Source organism: Paenibacillus phytorum, from assembly GCF_013141715.1.
GTDB lineage: Bacteria > Bacillota > Bacilli > Paenibacillales > NBRC-103111 > Paenibacillus_E > Paenibacillus_E phytorum.
Genome location: NZ_WHOA01000085.1, coordinates 154,140 through 174,736 on the forward strand (window position 1 = coordinate 154,140; position 20,597 = coordinate 174,736).

The following is a 20,597-nucleotide window of genomic DNA, read 5'->3' on the forward strand; positions in this document are numbered from 1 at the left end:
AAGTCTGATGAGTCCAGTCCAGGTTCATCTTTTATTGAATAGTTACATCATCAAAATAAGCTGTGTTCGTATTCCCTGACCATAGATCCCCAATTTGAATCCTGTTAAAGCTAGTCAAACCTGTCGGTGATGCAACAAGTGTACCGTCAATGTATAGATCCACTTTCGTGCCTGACGTATAATACCACTTGAATTCATGCCAATCGGTCGTACGTGTGACGGAAGTTGCAGTATGCGTCCCGCCTAAAGCGAATGCAATACTTCGTCGTTGAGGTCGGTGTATTCACCTCAATCCCACGGTTCGCAACGCCATCATCCACAAAACCCGCTACTTGCATATTCTTTTTTCCAGACTTCCATTCCTAAAGCTTTCTACCTTCGAGCAAAACGTTCTTTTCACGATCTGACCAAGGCATATCATAGGAAGGTGTATTCACAAACCGATCCATGCTTAATCGCAGTGTCACTCCAGTGCCTGCCGGAAGATCGACTAATAGCCATTGTGCGTTAACGGAAGTCGTTTCTATAACAGCCCCTTCCTCGTTCAACACATGGGCTTCTTTAAATTGATGTTCCCCAAAGGTACCTGCCTGAATGATCGTCGAACGCATATCAAACAAACTTATATTCACAAGCTCTAGGATGACAGAGTCAGCTGTGAGTTCCTTTACCAGAGCAGCAACCGACTCCGGAAGTCCCGGCCTTTTCGCTTCTGCATCATAATAACGAACCCTCGCATGCTGGAATCCCCCATGAGAAATATGCATCGGACCGCCTAAGGTCAACTGGATAAGACTTTCCATGTAAACCGGGCACATTTCCTGCCATGCGTGGATACTTGAGAAATCATCTTCACTGTATTGATTCGTCCAGTTCAGAGGATCTCCCGCTTCAGAACGCATTTTCGTAAGCTGTTGTTCAACCAGTCTGATATTCGCGTCCAAGATCTGTTGCGGATACCCAGGATTCAACCCTCTGATATATTGGAACCACGGCTGCGTATTGCCAATGTAATGCTTGGTATTTCTTCCTGTCTTCTTATCGGTACCGGAGAGCTTCGGAACGATCACCTCATTCCAGTCATGATCTCTTGGGATACGCTCAATCCGTTCCAAATCTTCATCCGCCATCGACATGATCCACAAATACACAGGATATTTCGGCGTAGCTTCGCGATAATCGGTCCACCCAGTATCAAAATGTTTATTCGGAACAAGCCACATGCCATCCTGCTCCTTGCGCAGCGCCCAGTTGGCATCCAACTGTTTACGGGCTAAATCGAGCTTGCTCATATCCCCTGTGAGAAGCACAGCGTTCATACAGGCGTTCGTTAGCGGCTCGATGATCGTCATGAACCCGTGCGGCCAACGCCAACCGTAATAACCGCCCCACCATTTGCCGTCATTGTATTGTCCGATTTCGCCGGATAGTCCTACATTATCCGGTATGATCCCGCCATTTTGCTGCGTTCTCTTCTCCCAAACTGATAAATAATCCAGCACCCAGCTGCGATATTTCTCTTCGCCGGTGTGTAGAAAAGCGTTGGCCACAAGACCCGTCGCATTGAGATTAAGCGGCACATCCCCACGGGTCATGCGTTCATTCATCATTCGTATAATGTCCGCATACACCTCATCGTTCGACCATTGACATTTGCCGCTTGCAAAATCCACACCAGGGATATCCTCATAAGGCGCCAAGTAATCATCCAAAATACCCCTATGAGTACTCCAATCCTCTGCTGTCAGCTCAAACTGCGGTCCCCTGCTGCCTGTAATCGGCGAGCGGATCAGCTTGTGCTCAGCATCATAATTAAGAGCCTCTTGATCCTCCCCTGTGTACATGCCTGCAAATCGAACGGCGCGCTGACGATCCTTTAAGGTTACAGGGCCTGCAAGCCCGAGGAAATAAACATATAAGTACCCTTCCCCGTGATGCATCCAATCGTAGTAGCTATCAAACTCCTGATGAATTTGGCCATATTCCGTCCACTGCCAAGTAATGCCTTCCCAGATTTTCCGTGCCAGCTCATGCAGCTTGCTGCTTCCGCCAAGCATGTATAAAAGCGCCAGATTCATAAAGCCTTCATAGGGGTCGTCCGACCCGTCCATGCCCGGCCAATCCTGACGCCATATCAAGGTTCCGTCTGCTCGCGTATAGCGCGCGACAAATTCTATTGCTGCCTTATCCAATTGATCGATTAGCAGGCGCTCCGTTAATGCCCACTGCGGCGGAACCACTTGCCGGCTAGCCGTCATTCGCGGAATCGATTGCCGGATTTCAACATCACTCATAGGTAAACACTCCTCCATTCATTCCCACAAGCCTAAATAAGGTACCGCGGTGATGCTGCTGACTTCAATTTCTTGAGCAGCTGTACGGTCCGCTTTTAAATAAATGCCTTCATCTGTTTTCACAAATATGGGCTGATTCGGGAACAAGAAGTGGCTCGGAAGCGCACGTTCTCCACCGACCCAACCCGTATCACGGCCAAAAACGGCCTCGTCCTTACGGCCAATAAGCTTATGGACATCCTGCCAATAATAATCGTTGATTGCCCAGTGTTCGCCATCCTCCACCCACATGCATTGCTCGCCAAGCAGAACGGACATCCCGTGATAAGGCTTCCTGAGTTGATCGGCCATATGCTCTACAAGACCATGACGATGCAGCAGATAATAAAAATCATGTGCGTGCCAAGCTGAGCTCGGCGCTATATCTGCTTCATTGTGCCAACCAGTTGCCGAAGCGAAATAACCTCTGGGCGTTTGATAATGGGCATAGGTTTCATCGCATTCCTTTAGAAAAAGAGTCAACTCTTCTTCCTGCTGGTGCTCTACATAGCGCGCAATACCATAAAGTGTCATTCCCATTCCCGCGATCAGCATAGGACCGTTCATCTTTCTCCACTCGGTTCCGCTGCGCAGCCACATGCGATGTAATCGTTTCTGTCCCCTATGATCGTTCCAAGCGCAACGAGCCACGTGACGGCATAGCGCACCGGCGTGATTCAAATATTTGGGATCTCCGAACATTTCGTAAGCCAGCACCAACGGGGCTATCATCAAGCCATAATATTCGGCAGGCTCAACAATCGTGGAATCCCCCAAATATCGGTAAGTGGCTTCACAGTCCTGATCGGGAATTCCGCTTACATGGAAATGTTCAATCATAAAATTCAGATCGTTTTGAATGTCCCCGGACCAAGGGGAGTCAGGAAATGCCGATTGAAAAAGCAGTTTCCCCCATAGACGACAGTACTCCTGGTTGCTGATATTCCTTGTTTTTTTGAATGGATAAATCGCATCGCAAGCATTCATATTGCGCAGGATAGCCGTCCGGATACTTGTCAATGCCTCCGCAGGAAGCCATGAGCTGCCATGTATCGCCGTTAGCCCCAGAGCCACGTTAGGCATCATATTATGAATTAAACCCTGATTCAGCATCTCGCCAACCTGAAAACCAATGTGCTTGTATTGTCCGTCTTCCTGGAACCGGCTCGTTTGAAAACGAATCATTTGCAGCACTTGGTCTTTCAGCTCCGAATCCCCCTGCTCCGCTGCAATGCGGCTGAGAGCAGCCATCATAGGACTGGCCCAGGTGCTGTGTCCGCTAGTGAAGTCGGCCCACCGGTACGGATTGGACCCCCACACTGAATGATTATGAAAGCCGTGAATGGCTCCGTCCTCTTGCAACCAGGACATCAGCCAATTTCCGAGTGCGCTTATATCCGGTTTCATTGAACATTTCCTCCTTTAAAATCCATATATGAATGCTGCCGGCTGCCAGTATTCTTGACCATCTGCCGCATCTCCCCATGGGACAAAATGAGGCTGCATGACCGCATGCCAATCCTTAGGCGAGTTATTCGTCGAAAGCACTCCCTTTCTCTTGCTTTCGCTCAAGCTTGCAGGCAGTTCATAGTAAGAAAAAAGCAACGGACCATGCGCGCCGATGATATACGTTTTATTGAAGCTATCTGGCGTCTCTTCCTGCTTTTGATAATGATAGAATATATAACTTGCCGCCATATCCGGTTTCAGCTTTGCAAAGGAGCCAATTCTCTTTTCCACATCACTCGCTCCTCGCCAGGATGCAGGATCTGCCGGCACTCCGTCATGGAAAATGTCAATCATCGGTACAGAAAGGCGAGCTTCGCCTTCCCCCGGCCATTCCTCCAGCCAGATCCGGTAGGCATCCGGCCAATCCCACTCATACTCGTTGTCCAACGATTCCAAATATACGCCTGCATGGCATCCGATGATGAAAAGTGAAAAGGTCAGTACTCCCTTTGATACCAGCTGATTCCTGAATGACTCCCCGTCACGTTCAATAGCAGAACGAAACCCGTCCGATGCATCCTTTCGTAATTGCGCGTAAAACAGGTTTCTTTTCATTACCAAAACAACTCCGTACGCCCTCTAAGCTTCGCAAGAGCTTCAGCAAAGAAGAAGTCTCCATAAATGATCGGCACATTGACAAAGGTTCTCTTCGGAAAATTAGCCGTAGCCATGGTCAAAATGCCCTCTTCCTCCTCATCCCATGTGGCATAACGCTCAATTAGCATGCATAAAATACGCTTCGCTGCTTCTGTATATACCTGCGCTTCGTGCTCTGGGACCAATCGGCTGATCTCTAACAGTCCGCTTGCCGCACAGGCAGCCGCTGACGTATCATAGGCCGTTTCTTCCTCTCGCGGAGCGCGAAAATCCCAATATGGCGCAAGATTTGCGTCCATATTCGCGATAAAGAAATGAGCTGCGCGTTTCGCCGCATCCAAGTATCTGGCATGCCCGGTATACCGGCAGCTAAGCGCCATCCCGTACAAAGCCCACGCTGTACCACGTGACCAAGCCGAATCGGGCGAGTAGCCTTGCCCGCCTCTTGCCTCGATCCTCTCCCCGGTCTCGGGATCAAAGCATACAATATGGTGAGAAGAACCATCCGGGCGAATAAATTCGCGCAATACCGTATCCGCATGTGAAACCGCGATATGACGGAAGCGCGGATCGCCTGCTGTTTCACTTGCCCAGTAGAGCAGCGGCAGGTTGAGGAGGCAATCGATGATCGCCCAGCCTTGCTGATTCTCGCCATTCCACGCCCTTATAAACTGTCCCTTGACATTGTATCGTGAGGCAAGGTGGCTGGCCGCCATCAGCCCTCGTTGTCGTGACCGATCCGTACCCACAAGCTTGTATTGAGCTACTGAAGCCAAGCTCCACATGAAGCCTACATCATGATGCAGCTTCTCGTAACCTAACAAGGGTTCGTCCATTTGCTCTTCACAGGATACAGCGATGTCCAGCAAGTCCTTGTTCCCATTTTCCCGATAGATCAGCCAAAGCAGCCCTGGCCAGAATCCCGCTGTCCACCATTCCGCCGGTTCCGCGTTGTACTTGCCGTCCAAAGATACATAAGGGAAAGTTGAACCAATCCTCTTGCTCGTTCTCTCAACTTTGGCAACAACCTTATTCCAAACTTCCTCAACCCATGGTTCTCTTACTCCCGTTTCCATATCGATATCCTCCCATTCATCCTGTTAAAACAATCGTTGCCCAGGGAACAAAGTATATAACTTCTCCAATTCATGAGCCGGCAACCCTACCCCATCGCAATAACTCGCATTTAAGCGCAAAGAACGAGTAGAAGTCGTCCCCATCAATGTAACCGCAATGTCGGGACATGTTAGGCTGAATCGAAGCGCCGGCTCCACCAAACCTTTCTGATCGCTTTTTCGCAAAAATTGCAGCTGCACCATTCTCCGGTTCGCTTCTTCCAGCAAAGCCGCATTATTCTGTAAAAAGGGGGCCGGCTGATCTGCCAATATGCCCATCGCCAGTGGACTGCCATGAATAACGCCAATATTCTTTTCTTTCGCGAGCGGCAGCAGTTCGTCCTTAGCCGTGTAATCAACCAATGTATACTTAGCGTAAGTTTGAATCGTATCCACCAAATCCTCTTTGAGGAAGGGCATCAACAGCTCAAGTTTGCCAGCATTCACACCTATCGCTCTTACTTTTCCTTGTTCCTTTAGTTTAAGAAAGGCAGGCAGTGTCTCATTCACCGCCTCTTCATACGTCGTTTGCTCCAACTCGTGCATTTGAATCAGATCAATATAGTCCGTTTGCAGTCTATTCAAGCTATCTTCCACTGACTTTATCGTATTTTCATAAGAGTAGGGGTCCCCCCGCATAACTGCCTTCGTCGCCAAAATCACTTGATCCCGTTTGCCCTTGAGCGCCTGCCCAATTCTTCGCTCACTTTCCCCTCGGCCATATAAAGGCGCCGTATCGATAAAATTGATACCGGCATCCAAGGCCCCATCTATCACACGAGTCACGTCCTCATCGGTCGTCGCACCAAAATCGCCGCCGAGCGGAGCGCCGCCCAGACCGATCTTCGACACCCTGAAGCCTGTTTTCCCCAAGATCGCGTATTCCATCGTTTCTCCCGCCTCTTTTTGTAAAATACAACGCTAAATGTCAACCGGCTTCCCGGTTTTCACAGATTCCAAGGCCGCTTGAATCATCCTAATTACTGGATGAAAAGCAAAAATATTCAAAATGAACTTTCGTCCATTCTGAAAGGAGTCTACATATTCCTTAACGATACCTGCACGAAATTCAAAATCAACCAACTCGCAAGGTGAAAGAACTTCCTCCTGCCCCTCACGATTGATGAATCTTAATGTACCGTCACAAAGCAGCAGCGTCCCTTCCGAGCCATCGATTTGAAACTCTCCGAGCCACGAAGTAACCTCGCCGCCGCCATGAGCGGCCCACGTTGCATAATAGTTGAGCTGAAGTCCCTCTTGGCCTTGTGCAATCAGCGATACCACCGAAGGTGACTGCTCCACTGACCAGGATGGCAGCAATGAGGTCGCATATACCTGATTGAAGCGATCGGCTCCGAGCAAGTAATGGAGCACACCGAGATGATGATAAGTTAAATCCTCCAGTATGACATGCTCGTATGCGTTCATCCATGACGCTTGGATTTTAGGCCGCTGACATCTCCATACGATCTGCCCAAGCTTGCCGAGGCGCCCACTTTGAATGACCAGCTTGGCTTTCTCTACAATCTTATCGAATCTATAAGACTCTCAAATCGCAACCTGTCTGCCGGTCGATCGGCAGAGAGCCGACAGTGTCGCCCCGTCTTCCCAGGAACGAGGTCTGAATTTTTCAAGAAACACATCGTAACCGCATTCCAGAACCGTTCTAATCGTATCCGGACACGTTTTTTCGTGTGGCGGAGTCACCATGGTCACGAGATCAGGACGAAGTAATTGCATGCGCTCGGGATATCCTCAAACTGCGGCAAACTGGCAAAATGAGAATCCAATTCACGAGAATCCAATTCACGATACATATCGGTTACACCTATGATCTGCACATCAGGGCAAGAAACCCAGTGCGAAAGCCATTGATCCTGCAATCCGATGCAAAAAACTCGGAGTGGTCGATTTCTCATACGGTCTCTAACCCCCTTTCACTTCATACTGCTACTGCTCTTGCATTATTATCCCGTTAAATCAACACATTTTACTACTGTAATAAACGGAAAACACTATACTTTTCCTCCATACAATGAGGAAAAGACTGTGTTTTTACGTGGAGGCACCACGAATAATGAAAACGCCAGATACAAGTCGAATGACTCGTATCTGGCAGCAGCATTTTCTTGCTTATTTATTGAATACTGACATCATCGAAGTATGCCGCGGGTTCTCATCTATTTCTGCTCTACTTGCTGATCTGATTCATAAGGTAGGCGATATCGCTTAACAGCAAATCCGCAAATTCCGCGTTGATCTTTTTGCCGGATTGCGCTTGCACCTCATGTTCCAGGGCGTTCAATCCATTCAACACATTCGTGCTGTCGCTTTGCTGGTTTTGGACTGCATCAACTTTTGCAAGCAGGCTGTTCAATATGCCATGATTCGTTATCCATCCTTGGCTGCTGGCTGCTTGAAGTACTTCGTCCAGGTGATGGATATCCATCGTCACCTTCAGCACGTATTGCTGTACCGTGATGTTGCCGGCATTGTCTTTGGCGGTAACGATAATCGGATGATCTCCGATGGCTAACGATAATGGCGCCGCGGCAATGGGCTGATTCACGACTGCACCATCCAGCTTCACTTCCGTTCCGGCGACGCCGCTTAAGGCATCATTGATCACAAACGGAATGTTCACTGCATCCGAATGGTACACGATAATCGTCTCTGCGGATTGATACACGGATGTCGTTACCGTTGTTTGAACGACGGGAGACGTCAGATCGATTCTCACCGTCGCCTGTTTGACAGCTTCCTGACCTCCTGACGAATTGATGCTGTAATACTTAATGATATGGATGCCTTCCTGATCGACGGTAACCGTATTGCCTTCTACAAACTCGCTATCGTCCACGCTGTAGAACGTGCGCATATTGCTGTTCAACCCATTCGTTACAGTCAAATGAACAGTCTGCGCAGTGTTCTGCCAAGCCGGATTCGCATCATCCGTCGTAAGTGGTATAAGACTCGTTATATCTGTAATAAAAACATTATCAAAATTACCTGTACTTTTTACACTATTTGCAAAGAAATCTCCCAGTGCAATCGTATTAAAAGAAGTAATGGTGCTGGAAGCCGCTACCCATGTATTATCGATGTATATATCCACATGGGTATTGGATGAATAATCAAACGCCAGCGTATGCCAGCCTTTTGTACGATGAACACTGGATGTTGCCCATGTTCCTGTACCTAGCGTATACGAGTAATACTGTACTGAATTGTCTGTATTTACTCCCATACCATACATTTTGCTTAGCGTCGATAAATTTGCAGTTCCACTATTATCCACATGTGCGATGATGTTGTTGGATTCAGACAAGTTGTCATAGAAATCTACACTGGCAACTTTGTTCAACGCACCAAATGTTTTGTAGATTGCACTCTGATCAGCACTTCCATCCAGTTGAAAGCTGCGTGTGCCTTCCTTATAAATGGTTCCGTCCAGTTGCGTCGGGTTACCAAGTCCCCATGTCCAGTTGAGCGGGTTCCATGTTGGATCTTCAAAACCATCCTTATAAATGTAGGGTGCCGGATAAGCAGGGGTTGTACTCTCTGCCAAACCAAACTCATCCACATAACCGGTCAATCCGCCACCACCTGCTTTTTTTGCATAGATGGTCACACTGGTATCGCTTGGTCCTGTAGTAAAGGAAAAGTTGCTAGGACGGCTTGTTACACCCTTAGTAAAGGTAGTAGTAGTAATCTTATTTGACACTGTACCATTGACAAGCCCGCTAGCTCCTAGCTCAATGTAATCCGTAGCTGGATCAACTGTAGAATCAAACAATGTAAAATCAGCAAAATAGCAATTCAGAGGAACCGTTGTATTCGTATTAGAAAAAACTAAATAAACGTCTTGAGTCCCTGATACGGCTGATAATGGTATGGCATTTCTATAATACCATTGGCCTTTTTGTCCCGCTGTGTCATCGGAAAGAGGATCCGTCGCAACTAGAGTACCCCCGTTCATGGGGTCACCAATGTACATCTCAATCTTGCCGGTACCGGAAGCAGCAACTGTAGCAAAATTCACTTTGTCGTATAAGCTCGCTCCGAAATCAACACCTGTAAATTTCAGGGTAGTTTTCGTTCCTGGAATCATGTAACCACTCATTGAGCGATAATTAACAGGAGTAACAGGATCACTTCCGGAAGCCATAGTGGTTGCTGCAACATGTTTTCCCAGTACTTTACCCCAAACACTTACATTGTAGGTGGTGTTTGGTTTCAAACCTGTAACCGTCTGAGCAATACCATCACCTTCGTTCAAGGCAACACCATAAATCCCGTTTCTTATCAAACCGCTGGCTCTGAAATCCCATCCATTATGTACTACGATTTCTGGCGTATTCGTTTTAGTCCAACCGTTCAGATCACCGAAAGGAAAACCGGCATTTTTCAGCAACTGTTTATAAGGAATATCGTTTAGCTTGAAAGTCGGGTTGATGTTTGCTGCATTGTCAAAATTGTGTCCCGCTTTCCATGGCACGCCGGGTTGAACCGCACCCCTTACAGGTGCAGCGGAAGTAAATCCGTCGGTAACACCGGGAATCACGACACTTCGTTGACTGTCTGGGTTTTTAAGTGCAAAATTTTTGTTGACTGGGTCTACAAACATATTTTGAATATTGGCGTCTGTATCTAAGGTATTGAGTACTTCATATGCACCGTTTGGAGCTGCAGTTTGAAACCCAGCATTTTCCATGATATTGCCCATAAGAACGGTTCCATAAGCACCGATTCCATCGGCGGCAGCATCACCCCAATGTCCAAAAGCCTTATCAGTAGTGTTGTATACTGTATTATTTAACAAAATCATCCGTTCATTGGCTGTGTTAATTAGCATACCTACCTTAACATTCCAGACAATGTTGTTATAAACCGCGGCATCAAAACTCAAGTTATCAAAATAAATTCCTTCACCCGACAGAGTATCATGCACGGTATTGTGGTGAATCTCTGAACTGCCAAAATCGCTGTTCACAACATAAAGAATACCACCGTCAAAGGAAATCTTCATAACGTCATAGATGTCGTTATACGAAATAACAGTGCTTGTGAAACTGCCACCTATGGCAGCACGACCTCCCAGATGTATACTATTCTGGCTAATCAGATGATTGTACCCATTAACATTGATCCCATCAGCATAGAGTCCATAACGGTTAAAATCGTGAATGTCATTGTTAATCACATTGTTGTCGTGGCCTTTGACAATGATTCCAAAGCCAAACATATTTTTAATTTCACTATCACGAATCGTATTGTGGTCACCATCCAATACAAAACCAGATACAAATCCCGACAACGGTGTATCAACAGCAAAAGGCTTGTTGTAGGAATCCACCATTTCAACGGTAGCACCTTTGAACATGTTGTTACTGGAATTTGCAAAGTTGACACCAGCAGCCCGTACATTAATCCCGCTGATGGTAATTCCTTTACGACCGGCTAAGTCAAAAGCAAACTCTCGTTTCTTGGCCTCAATCTTACCGGTATTTGGATCTGCTCCATTGGGAACAGCAACATACAATTTTTGATTCGCAACGTCCTTATACCATGCGGCTACTCCCGGTACGCCAGCTACGCCAGTAATCGGATTTGCCACATCATAAAGCAGCGCCTGATAGGAATTTGTGAGGTATAGACCAAACCCGGGAGATGCGGATTTGGGAAGGTAACCGGTGGTGTAAGGCCACTCAAAATTCAAAGTAGTGCTACTGCCTGTAACCTTTCCAGTATAGATGACGAACCCATTGGCTGCTGATGCAACAATCAGAGCATCTTTCCAAGCATCTGTTGTAGTATTAGGCAATGGATTTGCAGCGGCAAGGGCGATATTGTTCATCTGCAGATTGGCTCCCCCGTTGCTTATCGTACCGTTAATAGCCGCTGTCGATGAAAATTTGGCATACTTTGTTTTGTTAAACATCATACTGTCAGGAATATTGGGCCATCTAGCTTGACTTAGCGATGTATCATTTCCCGCAGCATCCGTGTAATAGACAATGTTGCCATAACCGTTCTGGTAATCCCACAGCATAGGTGCCGAATAGATACCAGCATCTGCTGTGGGCGTCCATCCAGTGACCAAATCACCTCCGGACACGGTTACTTTGTCACCATTGTAGTTCTGAAACGTCACCCCATCACTTTTAGGTGTGACTGTTTCACGGTAAACACCGGCCATAATTTTGACTTTGTCGCCAGAAACCGCAATATCGGCAGCTTTTTGGATCGTCTTAAAAGCTGTCGATGCGGACTGACCATTGTTAGCGTCGTTCCCATTCGTACCATCAACGTAGAAGTTTGTTGCCGTCGATGCAAACGCTTTCGCCGGTATCGATAAAATTGGTGTGCAAATCATTAGCAACGCTAATACCAGGGAAATCCATTTGTACGTCTTAATTCCACTTGATTTAAGCATTTTATTACCTCCTATGTGTAATTCATCCTTGACGATCGTGCTCTAACTTCTTTTTTGGAAATCAGTCATTTGTAAGCGTTATCAATGTTTGAAAAAATATAATCAGAGTTTGCTGACAGATTCTTGTCTCCAAAACTTTTGTATTCTAGATGCTGTATGCGATAGGCTGCCCGTGAGGCTGCAGCTGCAGCCTCACGGGCAAACCTGAACTGCCGGAGTAACTATCCCCGTTGATTCGTGATCTCAAACCGGAATTGACTTTCCATACTTGCGCTGACGCTTTGCGATTACACACCCGTTGCAGCCTTTACTTCCCTCCTTGCGGCGTTTAATCGTCGTTGTATGCCCTTATTATTGGGGGAAAACTGTACAAATAACTACTGTAATAAATGAAAAACACTCCACTTTTCTCCCGTACAATCCCGAAAACACTGTATTTTCAACTAAACATGAAAAAAGAAAAGCTTTCCGGGCACTTATACATTGGCCAGCTTCCGGGGCGCACCATATTGCTCGCAAGCCTGGAAAGCGAGACGCCGAATTCAAACAATTTCGAAACGAAACTCAGAGGCTATCTCCGGTTTCAGATTTTTACAGTTCAACAACACACGATAAAACAGATGGCTTACATGGTAATGATTAACTACCGTTATAGTCTCCACGTCCGCATTCCACACCTCCGGATCGTAGTTCAACATCACAGGGCCCATCTGAAGTCGTCCTGAACCTGCCTCTTGGGGCAACCTACTGCTGATGAACACTTCCTGGAAGGATGCGGGCACCTGGGAAAAGGCCGCCATATCTGAGATGACTAACTGAGGAATCTCATTCTTGGATCGGCTCCATACAAATTTACGAGTGAAACGTTTCAATGAGGCGCAATCATAAGCTTTTGTTAGATCCAGCAGGACCTCAACTTCATTTTCTGATATTTCGCTGAACAGAATTTCCGACCGGTACGATTTTCCAAACCCTTGTCTGCAACCGTCTACGATGGGGACGGAATGACCATGAGAGCCTGCATTGATCAACTCATACCGATACTTAGGTTGAAAATACTGTTTGGTATAGACACCAATGCCGGTGTCTGCCAGTACATTCTCGCCATCCACATGGATTATAAAATGCCCCAAATCATTATGGTTGTGTGGCTCTTCATTATATCCGCCTTTGGCAGCAAAGGCATACGTGCGTCCTTCCGCATAGCTGACTTTGGAAATCACCCACTGATTCCCGGTGAAAATTTGTTCCCGAATCCCTTGCTGATTTCCTTCAGAAACCAGCCGGTCCGGTGACCATAGCATGAGTCTGGAGGCATCGAGCCAACTGCACGCAGACGGGTCCAACCAATAGGCATCGGAGGGCAGTTGAAGTGCAGGCACATAGCTTTGCAAGCGATGAAGGAGTCCTGTACTCATCCGAACTTCGTCGGCTGAATCCGAGAAATTGACCACTTTGCCGCCGGACAACATACACAATTGAGGGAATTGCGATATGCTTCCTACCTTGGCATCCTCAAGGAGCGAGATTCGTCCCATTGTACGCTCTTTCAACAATTCAGCGAAATAAACAAAATGAGAGAAGCCGTAATGCCAGTACGCCGGTCCTTCCGGGGTCGCCCCTTGCTCATCAAAGCCTGACAAGTAATTTCGGAGTACGCCAAGCACACGCCAGATCATGCCTGCAAGTTTCTCGCTATCTTCGATCATGTAAATCGCCGCGGCTCCAATACTGGACGAGCAGACTGCAGGCCAATTATTGGTTTTCAGCTCCCAGTTTTGAGGAAGGGGGCTATTGAAATAAACTTGAAAGATGCGCCGGTCGATCTCTTCCTTCACGCGATGGACGACCCACGGGTGCAATCGATCCCCCAGCAAATGGACGATTTCTGCGAGGCTAAATGCGATCGCAGCAGCGTTCAGATCCACGGTTTCGCGAGGCGGGACAGGCTGGTCCCATATGCCGTTCGGATAATCGTTATGATAAAGCCCTACATGAGCAGGCAGCACCCATGTATATTCATTACATATACCCCAAATGGCATTTTCCAAACCCGTCTTCCATTCCGGTCTGTTCTCGGTTATTGCAAGCATGCTGAATGCGTTGAGCCCAGCATAATATTGATTTAGCTTCGTCTGATAAATTCCTCTGTCGCCCGAATCGCCAAAAAGGGTAAATTCGGAGAAAAGCGGCGGACTAGCCGGATTTTCCATTACTTGTCTTGCCTGTTCCTCTTGCTTTAACCAATAAGATTGATATCTGGCATTTTCCCTTGCCCTCTTCCAACGTTCGGGAGAGCTTGCTTCCGCGAAGAGGGAATAGGACTCGTGCTTCGTATCTTCCAAAGCATTCTTCAGTTGCCGAAGCGTCAATTGATTTAACACGTTAGTAACCCCCATATCAAGGAAATACATTAAATAATAGATGCGGATCAGACTGTTCTCCTATAAAATGAATCATGCTTACGGCAGCATAAGCTGTCTGATCACCGTAAGCATGATTCTTCAATTATGCATGAATGTTTTACTTTGTTTTCTTCCAATCATCCAACTGTTTCTGCATTTCAGCAATGACCTTATCACTGCCCGCTTGTTTCAACTTGTCTTGGAATTCTTTTAATTTCTCGTCGGCACTCACAGTACCCGTTGTCAAACCTGGCAGGTATTGGTCGATAACAGTAGCTATATTCGCAATTTCTGCAGAGACTGGGGTATTGTCGAATTTGTAACCCATTAGTGGAGATGGTTTAGCTGTCTCGTTTTCTTTCTTCGTTTGCTCCACAACGCTTGCGTCCATACCCTCAACGAGCGAGGCATTAAACGTGTTGCCGAATACCCAGCTAGCGTTAGGGTTATAACCAGCGTCTTTGTTTATTTTAATAACGTTATCGGATACCTTCGTATAGTGCTTTCCTTCCACGCCATAACTGATTGTGTTATAAAGCTCTTTATCCGTATTCAACAAATTAATAAACATCATCGCACGATCCGGATTCTTGGAACTCTTACTGATCGCCTGCATCGTCGTGATGATAGAGCCTGTGTTGGCGAATGTTTCTGTAATTGGTACATAAATAATATCTTGTCCGCCGTTTGCTAATTTTGTTGAAACCTCGCCGCCTGGTTTAAGAACGTTGTGGTATTGGACTACAGCTTTACCTGTTTTCTCGATGTCCGCTTTATTTTTGAGCGTTGCGGCGTTGTCATTGATATAACCTTTATCATGCCAGCTTTTCATCAAATCCAAATATTGTTTAAATTGTGGGGATTCATAGTAATTAATCACTTTGTCCGGATTTTTGAGATCAACCCCGCCAAAATTACCTGTAATTCCCTCCAGCCCGTAAGTCCGCATCATGTTGCCGAATCTTCCGAGACGATCGCTGAGGAACGGAACGACATCCTTGGATTCGCCGGCTTTCACTTTCTGTAAGAAAGGTTCAATATCTTCAAGCTTTTTAATGGAAGCTGTGTCCAAGCCGTACTTGTCTGCGAACCTCTTTTGAATCATAAATCCTTCTTTATTCGTCACCGTTTGATAGTTTGGAATTCCATAGATTTTCCCTTGAATCTTGGTTGCATCCCAGACGAATTGCGGCATTGACTTTGCAAGTGTAGGCGCATTTTTGCTGATTAGGTCGTCCAGGGGCAAGAATGCTCCTTTGGATTGATTTTGCACATAGTCCCAGTTCCAGTTAGACACCCAAGCAATATCGAATTTTTCACCGGAGGCAACGACCGTATTCATCTTTTGCTTGTAGTCTGCGAATGTTTGCGGCTGCAGCTTGACAGTCGCATTAATTTTCGCCTTCGTAATTTTATTGACGGCCTCTTGCACGGTTGCCAGATCCTGCGGAATGGCGCTCAATGGGAAATTCCAAATCAACTCGACAGGAGACAATTCTGCTTTTGCCGTCGAAGTCGGACTCGTTGTTGAAGTTCCGGACTTCGTACTGCCACCGCCACACGCCGTTAAAACCAAAGCCATACTCATAGCCCCGGCAGCTACCTTAACCAATTCTCTTTTCAAATCGATTACCCCCTACTAAATGTTTTTTCGAACTGATGTAAACGTCTACATTTCATTTATATCAATTGCAGCTCCGCTAATAGCGCGCTGCAATGTGATAACGATCGTCTTAATTAACCCTTAATTGCACCAACTGTAAGACCGCTGATAAAAAATCTTTGGAACATCGGAAAAATGATCATCATCGGACCTGCCGCGAGCACCGCCATGGCCATTCTTGCCGACAGACTCGGGAAATCCGCCATATTGATGTTGACATTGACCGTACCGATATTATTGGACAAGAAATCAATTGTACTCATAATGCGATAAAGCAGCAACTGAAGCGGGACCAGGTTAGGGTTATCTATGAACAATAAACCCAGCCACCAATCGTTCCAATACTGGAACGAGATGAACAGCCCGATCGTAACGAGAGCGGGAATCGACAATGGAAGCACCATGGTGAAAAAAATGCGCCATTCATTCGCGCCATCTATTTTAGCAGATTCGAAGATTTCAATCGGGAGTTTATCCATAAAGCCTTTCATCACCAGGATGTAAAACGGACTGAGCAAATAAGGAACAATGAGCGCCCAGAACGAATCCTTCAGGTGTAAATACTGCGTGACCAGTATATAAAACGGAACAAGTCCCCCGCTAAACAAACTTGTAAAAAAGACGTACATGGTCATGACCCGGCGATATCGGTAATCGCGCCTCGAAATCGTATAAGCCGTTAAGCTTGTGAGCAGTAAGCCGATGAACGTTCCAATAACTGTGACCAGAATCGTTATTCCATAAGCATTCAGCAATGCATCAGGAGCTTGCAAAATGATCTTGTAGGCTTGTAGGCTAAATACCTTCGGAAATAAATGATACCCTTTTTCGAGGAGAGATTTTTCATCCGTTAACGAAATGGATATGACCAGAACAAGTGGAACGATAAAAGCCAGAGATAATAGACAGAAGAACACATTGATTACTCTCGCTGACCAATTAGATCCGTTTCTTTCTAAGCCGACCGAATTTGACATAGACATTCCCCCCTTACCAAAGCGCATTATCCTCGTTTATTTTTTTGATAACCCAGTTAGCGAGCAAGACCAGAACAAAGCCAATGACGGCTTGATAAAGCCCGATTGCGGTAGACATACCAATATCGCCGACAACCTTGAGCGAACGGTACACATACGTGTCGATAACGTCTGTCGCGTTATACAGGAAGCTCGTATCGTTAGGGATAAAGTAAAACAAGCCGAAGTCGGAACGGAATATTTTACCCACATCTACGATGAATAAGATGACAATCAGCGGCGTCAGCAATGGCAGCGTGATACGGCGTATCATTTGCCACTTGGAAGCGCCGTCAATCCGGGCAGCTTCATAATAGCTCGAATCAATGGAGAGAATTCCCGCGTAGTAGATGAGCGTAGAGAACCCGACCGCTTTCCAAATTTGAGTCAGAACAATAATAAATGGCCAGTATTGCGCTTGCTCATACCATTTAATCGCCTCTTGTCCAAACATCCCCAGGATGACATTCATAAATCCATTCTGATGGTCGAGGAACCCGAATACGACGTAGCCGACAACCACCCAAGATAAGAAATAAGGCAGGAATAAAACCGTCTGATGCAATTTTATCCATTTTCTCGAAATTTCGTTCAGCAGGATCGATAGCGTCAATGCAATAACCAACGTTAAGAGAATAAAAGAAACATTGTAAAGAATCGTATTGCGTGTAACCGTAAATGCAGCATCCGATTTAAAAAAGAACTGAAAGTTTTTAAATCCTACCCATTCGCTTCCCCATATGCCAAGATCGTACCGATAATTTTTGAAAGCAATCACTAAACCAATCATGGGCAAGTAATTGAAAATCAATTTATACAGAATTGCCGGCAATGACATGACGAACAATTCCCGATTACGCTTGAAGTGTTTCCACTCCGTCTTTAGCATTTGCTCCCCTCCTTGTGTGTTCAACCTTTGTTGTATGCCCTTATTATCACGATAAAACTGTATAAATTACTACTGTAATAAATGAAAAACGCTCTACTTTTCCCCCGCACAATACCGAAAACACTGTATTTTCAATAAATCCCCCGTTTATCCATAGAAAAAAAGCTTTCCAGGGGCTTATGTGCCCTAGAAAGCTTATTCATCGATGACTCTCTTGAAACGGTATTCTTTCGGCGTCGTACCAAACTTTTTCTTAAAAAGCTTGAAAAAATAGCTTTCATTACTATAACCGACCATTTCCATAATACGATTGATGCTGTAATCGCTGGTTTCTAACAATAGCAGCGACTTCTGCAAGCGGACATCATTCATGTATTCACTGATCGATTTCGATTCATACAATCTAAATTGTTTACTCACATGTGCAGATGACAACTTCATTGCGGCAGAAATGCTTTGAAGGCTCAAATTCAAATCTTGATATTGTTCCTCGATCATTTCTTTGATGGTATCGATCAAGATCTGATTGGACTGTACTTTGACATCTTGGGAGCGCTGCTTCTGAATTTCTTGAAAGATCTCCAGAAAAAGGGCATATATCGGTTCCAGTGTTTCCTGCTTCAGTACGTACTGAAACTGCCATTTTAAGTCCAAATTGATTTGCCTAACGGCACGGCTATTCATTTCCCTCACCGCGTTGTTGACTAGAGCCAATAAATGCAGGATCGAATACATCATATTGTTATAATGCATTTCTCTTGATTGTTGAAACAATAGCTCCAATTGTTCTTTATAATCCTTTTCTTGGCCAGACATAATCGCTTCGGTAAATTTTTTCTCAGCATCAGCCGGGAACTGAAACGTAATATTTTCTTTATTATTTTGTACGAGCTCTGGTGTAATAACACTTCCCTTTCCGAAGATCATTCGATAAGATGCATTTTCCATGACATGACCATATTGCTGTGATATCTGTTGATATGGATCCACCGCGTCCCCGATTGAAACGGTAAGTGAAATCCCGTAGTACTGAAAGAGGGTTTGTTGAAGCTCCTTCACTATTTTATTCAAGTCAACCTTTTGCTGCGTACCAACGAGTAAAACAAAATGATCATTTCTCATAGACACAACTTCACAACTCATGCTCTTGGATACATGCTCCTTGGCAATGTTGGTTATCGCGAACTTATAAAGTCTCTTCTCGGAATCACTCGTCTCCGATTCATATTCGTGGAAATCATCGATTAGCAGCACACACACACGCAAAGGCTGGCTTAGATCAATATCCCAATCGACCTGCTGAATTTCTTCCGGCGTAGGTAAACTTGCATCTGAAATAAGTCTCCTCAAAGCGAAGGTTTTGAGCGCATCTTTGGTAATATGCTCTTCCTTTTCGTGCTTAATTAATTTATGCATGGCTTCTTGATATTCCGACGATATGAACTTCAGTTCATCCAGATCGGACCGCGTTTCTAATCCTTTGCGGCGGTTACCTGACATTTGCTCCAACATATTATTAATCGGACGATACAGTTTATACGCAATTATAAATGAGCCTATTACCGAAAAAATTAAAAATCCTACGATGATGGCCAAAGAGATCGTTCGCATTTTGCTCAGCTTTCCGAGTACGTTGTCGTAGGGCTGTACGCTAGCAATAGTCAAGTGGCTTTTGCTCGACGACATGAAGCTTATTATTGATTTGTCTTTTCCTGTGCCATAAACAAAATAATCCTGTGTTTCACCGGCATTAATCTTGTCTTGAATCGCCTTCCTGATAGCCTCAGAGGCAGTATAATTGCCCTGCGGCTGTGTCACTAGCGGAATCCCAGCCGTATCTGTAATAAAAATTGTACCTCTTATCTCCGCCGTAACTTTGTTAATATTATCAATGTTATCAAACAGCCACGACGGCTTTGCTGTAACAATCAACTTACTTCCTGCCCTATTTTCATAAAGAAACATCGAGAATACCGGAGTAGCCATTGTTTCATTTGCGAGCGGGACAAATGTCAGCATCGGAATGTCTTTCTGAGAATGAATGTACGTATCGATCACACCGTTCATTCCGTCATCCTGACAATTAAGGCTGCTCAAGGTCGAATAATAACAACCCGTTTTGGCATTATAGATCGTTATACTTTGCAGAAACGATGAGTTCGTAACCGTTTTTTCAAGTCTGTTTAATTTTTGTACAAGCTCACCTTTATCCATATCTGCGATATTTGACAAATAGACAACATCTGGATCAAATTTTGTCGAAACGGTAATATTTTTCATAGTTTCATGCATATAGTCAATATTATATTTAATTTGCGACAGTACCTTTAAGTCCGCTTGCTGCTGCATTTGGATCATGGTCTTGTCCGAAATGTAATAAAGAAGCGTAGTACTTACAGATAAAAACACCACCATCAGCAAAGTAATGGAAAGAAGCAGCTTAAACAAATATTTTCTTGACTTATACATACGAAGTAGTTTCATTTTCGGCCTCTCTAACTATTATGTCTAAATCAATGTTATCCATACTCATACTATAGATTGAACTGCTATCCTACCACAACTATAATATACTTGACTAATATTATAATACCATCTCTATGTTTCATCAAATCGGACTGAATCTCTCAGACA

17 protein-coding genes are annotated in these 20,597 nt (G+C 45.4%); 1 reads left to right on the forward strand and 16 read right to left on the reverse strand.

Going from position 1 to position 20,597, the window contains the following annotated elements; all coding sequences use genetic code 11:
- Positions 1 to 31: 31 nt before the first annotated feature.
- From GC098_RS40795 to GC098_RS11420, 10 genes are read right to left on the reverse strand one after another with little or no spacing between them, the layout of a single operon-like run.
- The gene (locus GC098_RS40795) at positions 32 to 163 is read right to left on the reverse strand and encodes a hypothetical protein (RefSeq protein ID WP_281366955.1); all 132 of its coding nucleotides are present in this window, start codon (positions 161 to 163) and stop codon (positions 32 to 34) included.
- Between the two features lie 31 nt (positions 164 to 194).
- Positions 195 to 338, reverse strand: a complete 144-nt coding sequence (locus tag GC098_RS11380; RefSeq protein WP_171643275.1) for a hypothetical protein — start codon at positions 336 to 338, stop codon at positions 195 to 197.
- 24 nt (positions 339 to 362) lie between these two features.
- A complete protein-coding gene (locus GC098_RS11385) occupies positions 363 to 2,294 on the reverse strand; it encodes a DUF8034 domain-containing protein (RefSeq protein WP_171643276.1) in 1,932 nt (643 codons plus the stop codon).
- Positions 2,295 to 2,312: 18 nt separating this feature from the next.
- A complete protein-coding gene (locus GC098_RS11390; RefSeq protein ID WP_171643277.1) occupies positions 2,313 to 3,740 on the reverse strand; it encodes a hypothetical protein in 1,428 nt (475 codons plus the stop codon).
- Positions 3,741 to 3,755: 15 nt separating this feature from the next.
- A complete protein-coding gene (locus GC098_RS11395) occupies positions 3,756 to 4,397 on the reverse strand; it encodes a hypothetical protein (RefSeq protein ID WP_171643278.1) in 642 nt (213 codons plus the stop codon).
- Entirely contained in the window at positions 4,397 to 5,515 is a 1,119-nt protein-coding gene (locus GC098_RS11400; RefSeq protein ID WP_171643279.1) for a glycoside hydrolase family 88 protein, read from the reverse strand. Before GC098_RS11400 ends, GC098_RS11395 begins: the two co-directional genes overlap by 1 nt.
- 24 nt (positions 5,516 to 5,539) lie before the next feature.
- A complete protein-coding gene (locus GC098_RS11405) occupies positions 5,540 to 6,442 on the reverse strand; it encodes an aldo/keto reductase (RefSeq protein WP_171643280.1) in 903 nt (300 codons plus the stop codon).
- A gap of 33 nt (positions 6,443 to 6,475) precedes the next feature.
- On the reverse strand, positions 6,476 to 7,081 hold the full coding sequence (locus GC098_RS11410; RefSeq protein ID WP_376773860.1) for a Gfo/Idh/MocA family protein: 606 nt from the start codon (positions 7,079 to 7,081) through the stop codon (positions 6,476 to 6,478).
- Between the two features lie 21 nt (positions 7,082 to 7,102).
- Entirely contained in the window at positions 7,103 to 7,294 is a 192-nt protein-coding gene (locus GC098_RS11415) for a Rossmann-fold NAD(P)-binding domain-containing protein (protein ID WP_171643282.1), read from the reverse strand.
- Complete coding sequence (locus GC098_RS11420; protein WP_171643283.1) at positions 7,267 to 7,473, reverse strand: hypothetical protein; 207 nt, start codon at positions 7,471 to 7,473, stop codon at positions 7,267 to 7,269. The genes GC098_RS11415 and GC098_RS11420 overlap by 28 nt, the downstream gene beginning before the upstream one ends.
- A gap of 158 nt (positions 7,474 to 7,631) precedes the next feature.
- Here GC098_RS11420 and GC098_RS11425 point away from each other — a divergent pair, with 158 nt between their 5' ends.
- On the forward strand, positions 7,632 to 7,787 hold the full coding sequence (locus GC098_RS11425) for a hypothetical protein (protein ID WP_171643284.1): 156 nt from the start codon (positions 7,632 to 7,634) through the stop codon (positions 7,785 to 7,787).
- Here GC098_RS11425 and GC098_RS11430 read toward each other — a convergent pair.
- The 6 genes from GC098_RS11430 to GC098_RS11455 form a co-directional block, all read right to left on the reverse strand.
- Positions 7,746 to 11,990: a carbohydrate-binding protein gene (locus tag GC098_RS11430; protein ID WP_171643285.1), complete on the reverse strand. Its 4,245-nt coding sequence runs from the start codon at positions 11,988 to 11,990 to the stop codon at positions 7,746 to 7,748. The genes GC098_RS11425 and GC098_RS11430 overlap by 42 nt on opposite strands.
- 542 nt (positions 11,991 to 12,532) lie before the next feature.
- Positions 12,533 to 14,374, reverse strand: coding sequence for a heparinase II/III family protein (locus tag GC098_RS41170; RefSeq protein ID WP_171643286.1), 1,842 nt, complete (start codon positions 14,372 to 14,374; stop codon positions 12,533 to 12,535).
- A gap of 139 nt (positions 14,375 to 14,513) precedes the next feature.
- A complete protein-coding gene (locus GC098_RS11440) occupies positions 14,514 to 16,019 on the reverse strand; it encodes an ABC transporter substrate-binding protein (protein ID WP_171643287.1) in 1,506 nt (501 codons plus the stop codon).
- Between the two features lie 113 nt (positions 16,020 to 16,132).
- Positions 16,133 to 17,035, reverse strand: coding sequence for a carbohydrate ABC transporter permease (locus GC098_RS11445; RefSeq protein WP_171643288.1), 903 nt, complete (start codon positions 17,033 to 17,035; stop codon positions 16,133 to 16,135).
- Positions 17,036 to 17,048: 13 nt separating this feature from the next.
- Positions 17,049 to 17,963: an ABC transporter permease gene (locus GC098_RS11450; protein ID WP_171643289.1), complete on the reverse strand. Its 915-nt coding sequence runs from the start codon at positions 17,961 to 17,963 to the stop codon at positions 17,049 to 17,051.
- Positions 17,964 to 18,158: 195 nt separating this feature from the next.
- Positions 18,159 to 20,447, reverse strand: a complete 2,289-nt coding sequence (locus GC098_RS11455; RefSeq protein ID WP_171643290.1) for a helix-turn-helix transcriptional regulator — start codon at positions 20,445 to 20,447, stop codon at positions 18,159 to 18,161.
- Positions 20,448 to 20,597 lie beyond the last annotated feature (150 nt).

Excerpts from the sequence above, each read along its gene's own strand:
- GC098_RS11380 (WP_171643275.1), bottom strand. The coding sequence starts at position 338 with ATGCAAGTAGCGGGTTTTGTGGATGATGGCGTTGCGAACCGTGGGATT.
- GC098_RS11385 (WP_171643276.1), bottom strand. The coding sequence starts at position 2,294 with ATGAGTGATGTTGAAATCCGGCAATCGATTCCGCGAATGACGGCTAGC.
- GC098_RS11390 (WP_171643277.1), bottom strand. The coding sequence starts at position 3,740 with ATGAAACCGGATATAAGCGCACTCGGAAATTGGCTGATGTCCTGGTTG.
- GC098_RS11395 (WP_171643278.1), bottom strand. The coding sequence starts at position 4,397 with ATGAAAAGAAACCTGTTTTACGCGCAATTACGAAAGGATGCATCGGAC.
- GC098_RS11400 (WP_171643279.1), bottom strand. The coding sequence starts at position 5,515 with ATGGAAACGGGAGTAAGAGAACCATGGGTTGAGGAAGTTTGGAATAAG.
- GC098_RS11405 (WP_171643280.1), bottom strand. The coding sequence starts at position 6,442 with ATGGAATACGCGATCTTGGGGAAAACAGGCTTCAGGGTGTCGAAGATC.
- GC098_RS11415 (WP_171643282.1), bottom strand. The coding sequence starts at position 7,294 with ATGCAATTACTTCGTCCTGATCTCGTGACCATGGTGACTCCGCCACAC.
- GC098_RS11420 (WP_171643283.1), bottom strand. The coding sequence starts at position 7,473 with ATGAGAAATCGACCACTCCGAGTTTTTTGCATCGGATTGCAGGATCAA.
- GC098_RS11425 (WP_171643284.1), top strand. The coding sequence starts at position 7,632 with ATGAAAACGCCAGATACAAGTCGAATGACTCGTATCTGGCAGCAGCAT.
- GC098_RS11430 (WP_171643285.1), bottom strand. The coding sequence starts at position 11,990 with ATGCTTAAATCAAGTGGAATTAAGACGTACAAATGGATTTCCCTGGTA.
- GC098_RS11445 (WP_171643288.1), bottom strand. The coding sequence starts at position 17,035 with ATGTCAAATTCGGTCGGCTTAGAAAGAAACGGATCTAATTGGTCAGCG.
- GC098_RS11450 (WP_171643289.1), bottom strand. The coding sequence starts at position 17,963 with ATGCTAAAGACGGAGTGGAAACACTTCAAGCGTAATCGGGAATTGTTC.
- GC098_RS11455 (WP_171643290.1), bottom strand. The coding sequence starts at position 20,447 with ATGAAACTACTTCGTATGTATAAGTCAAGAAAATATTTGTTTAAGCTG.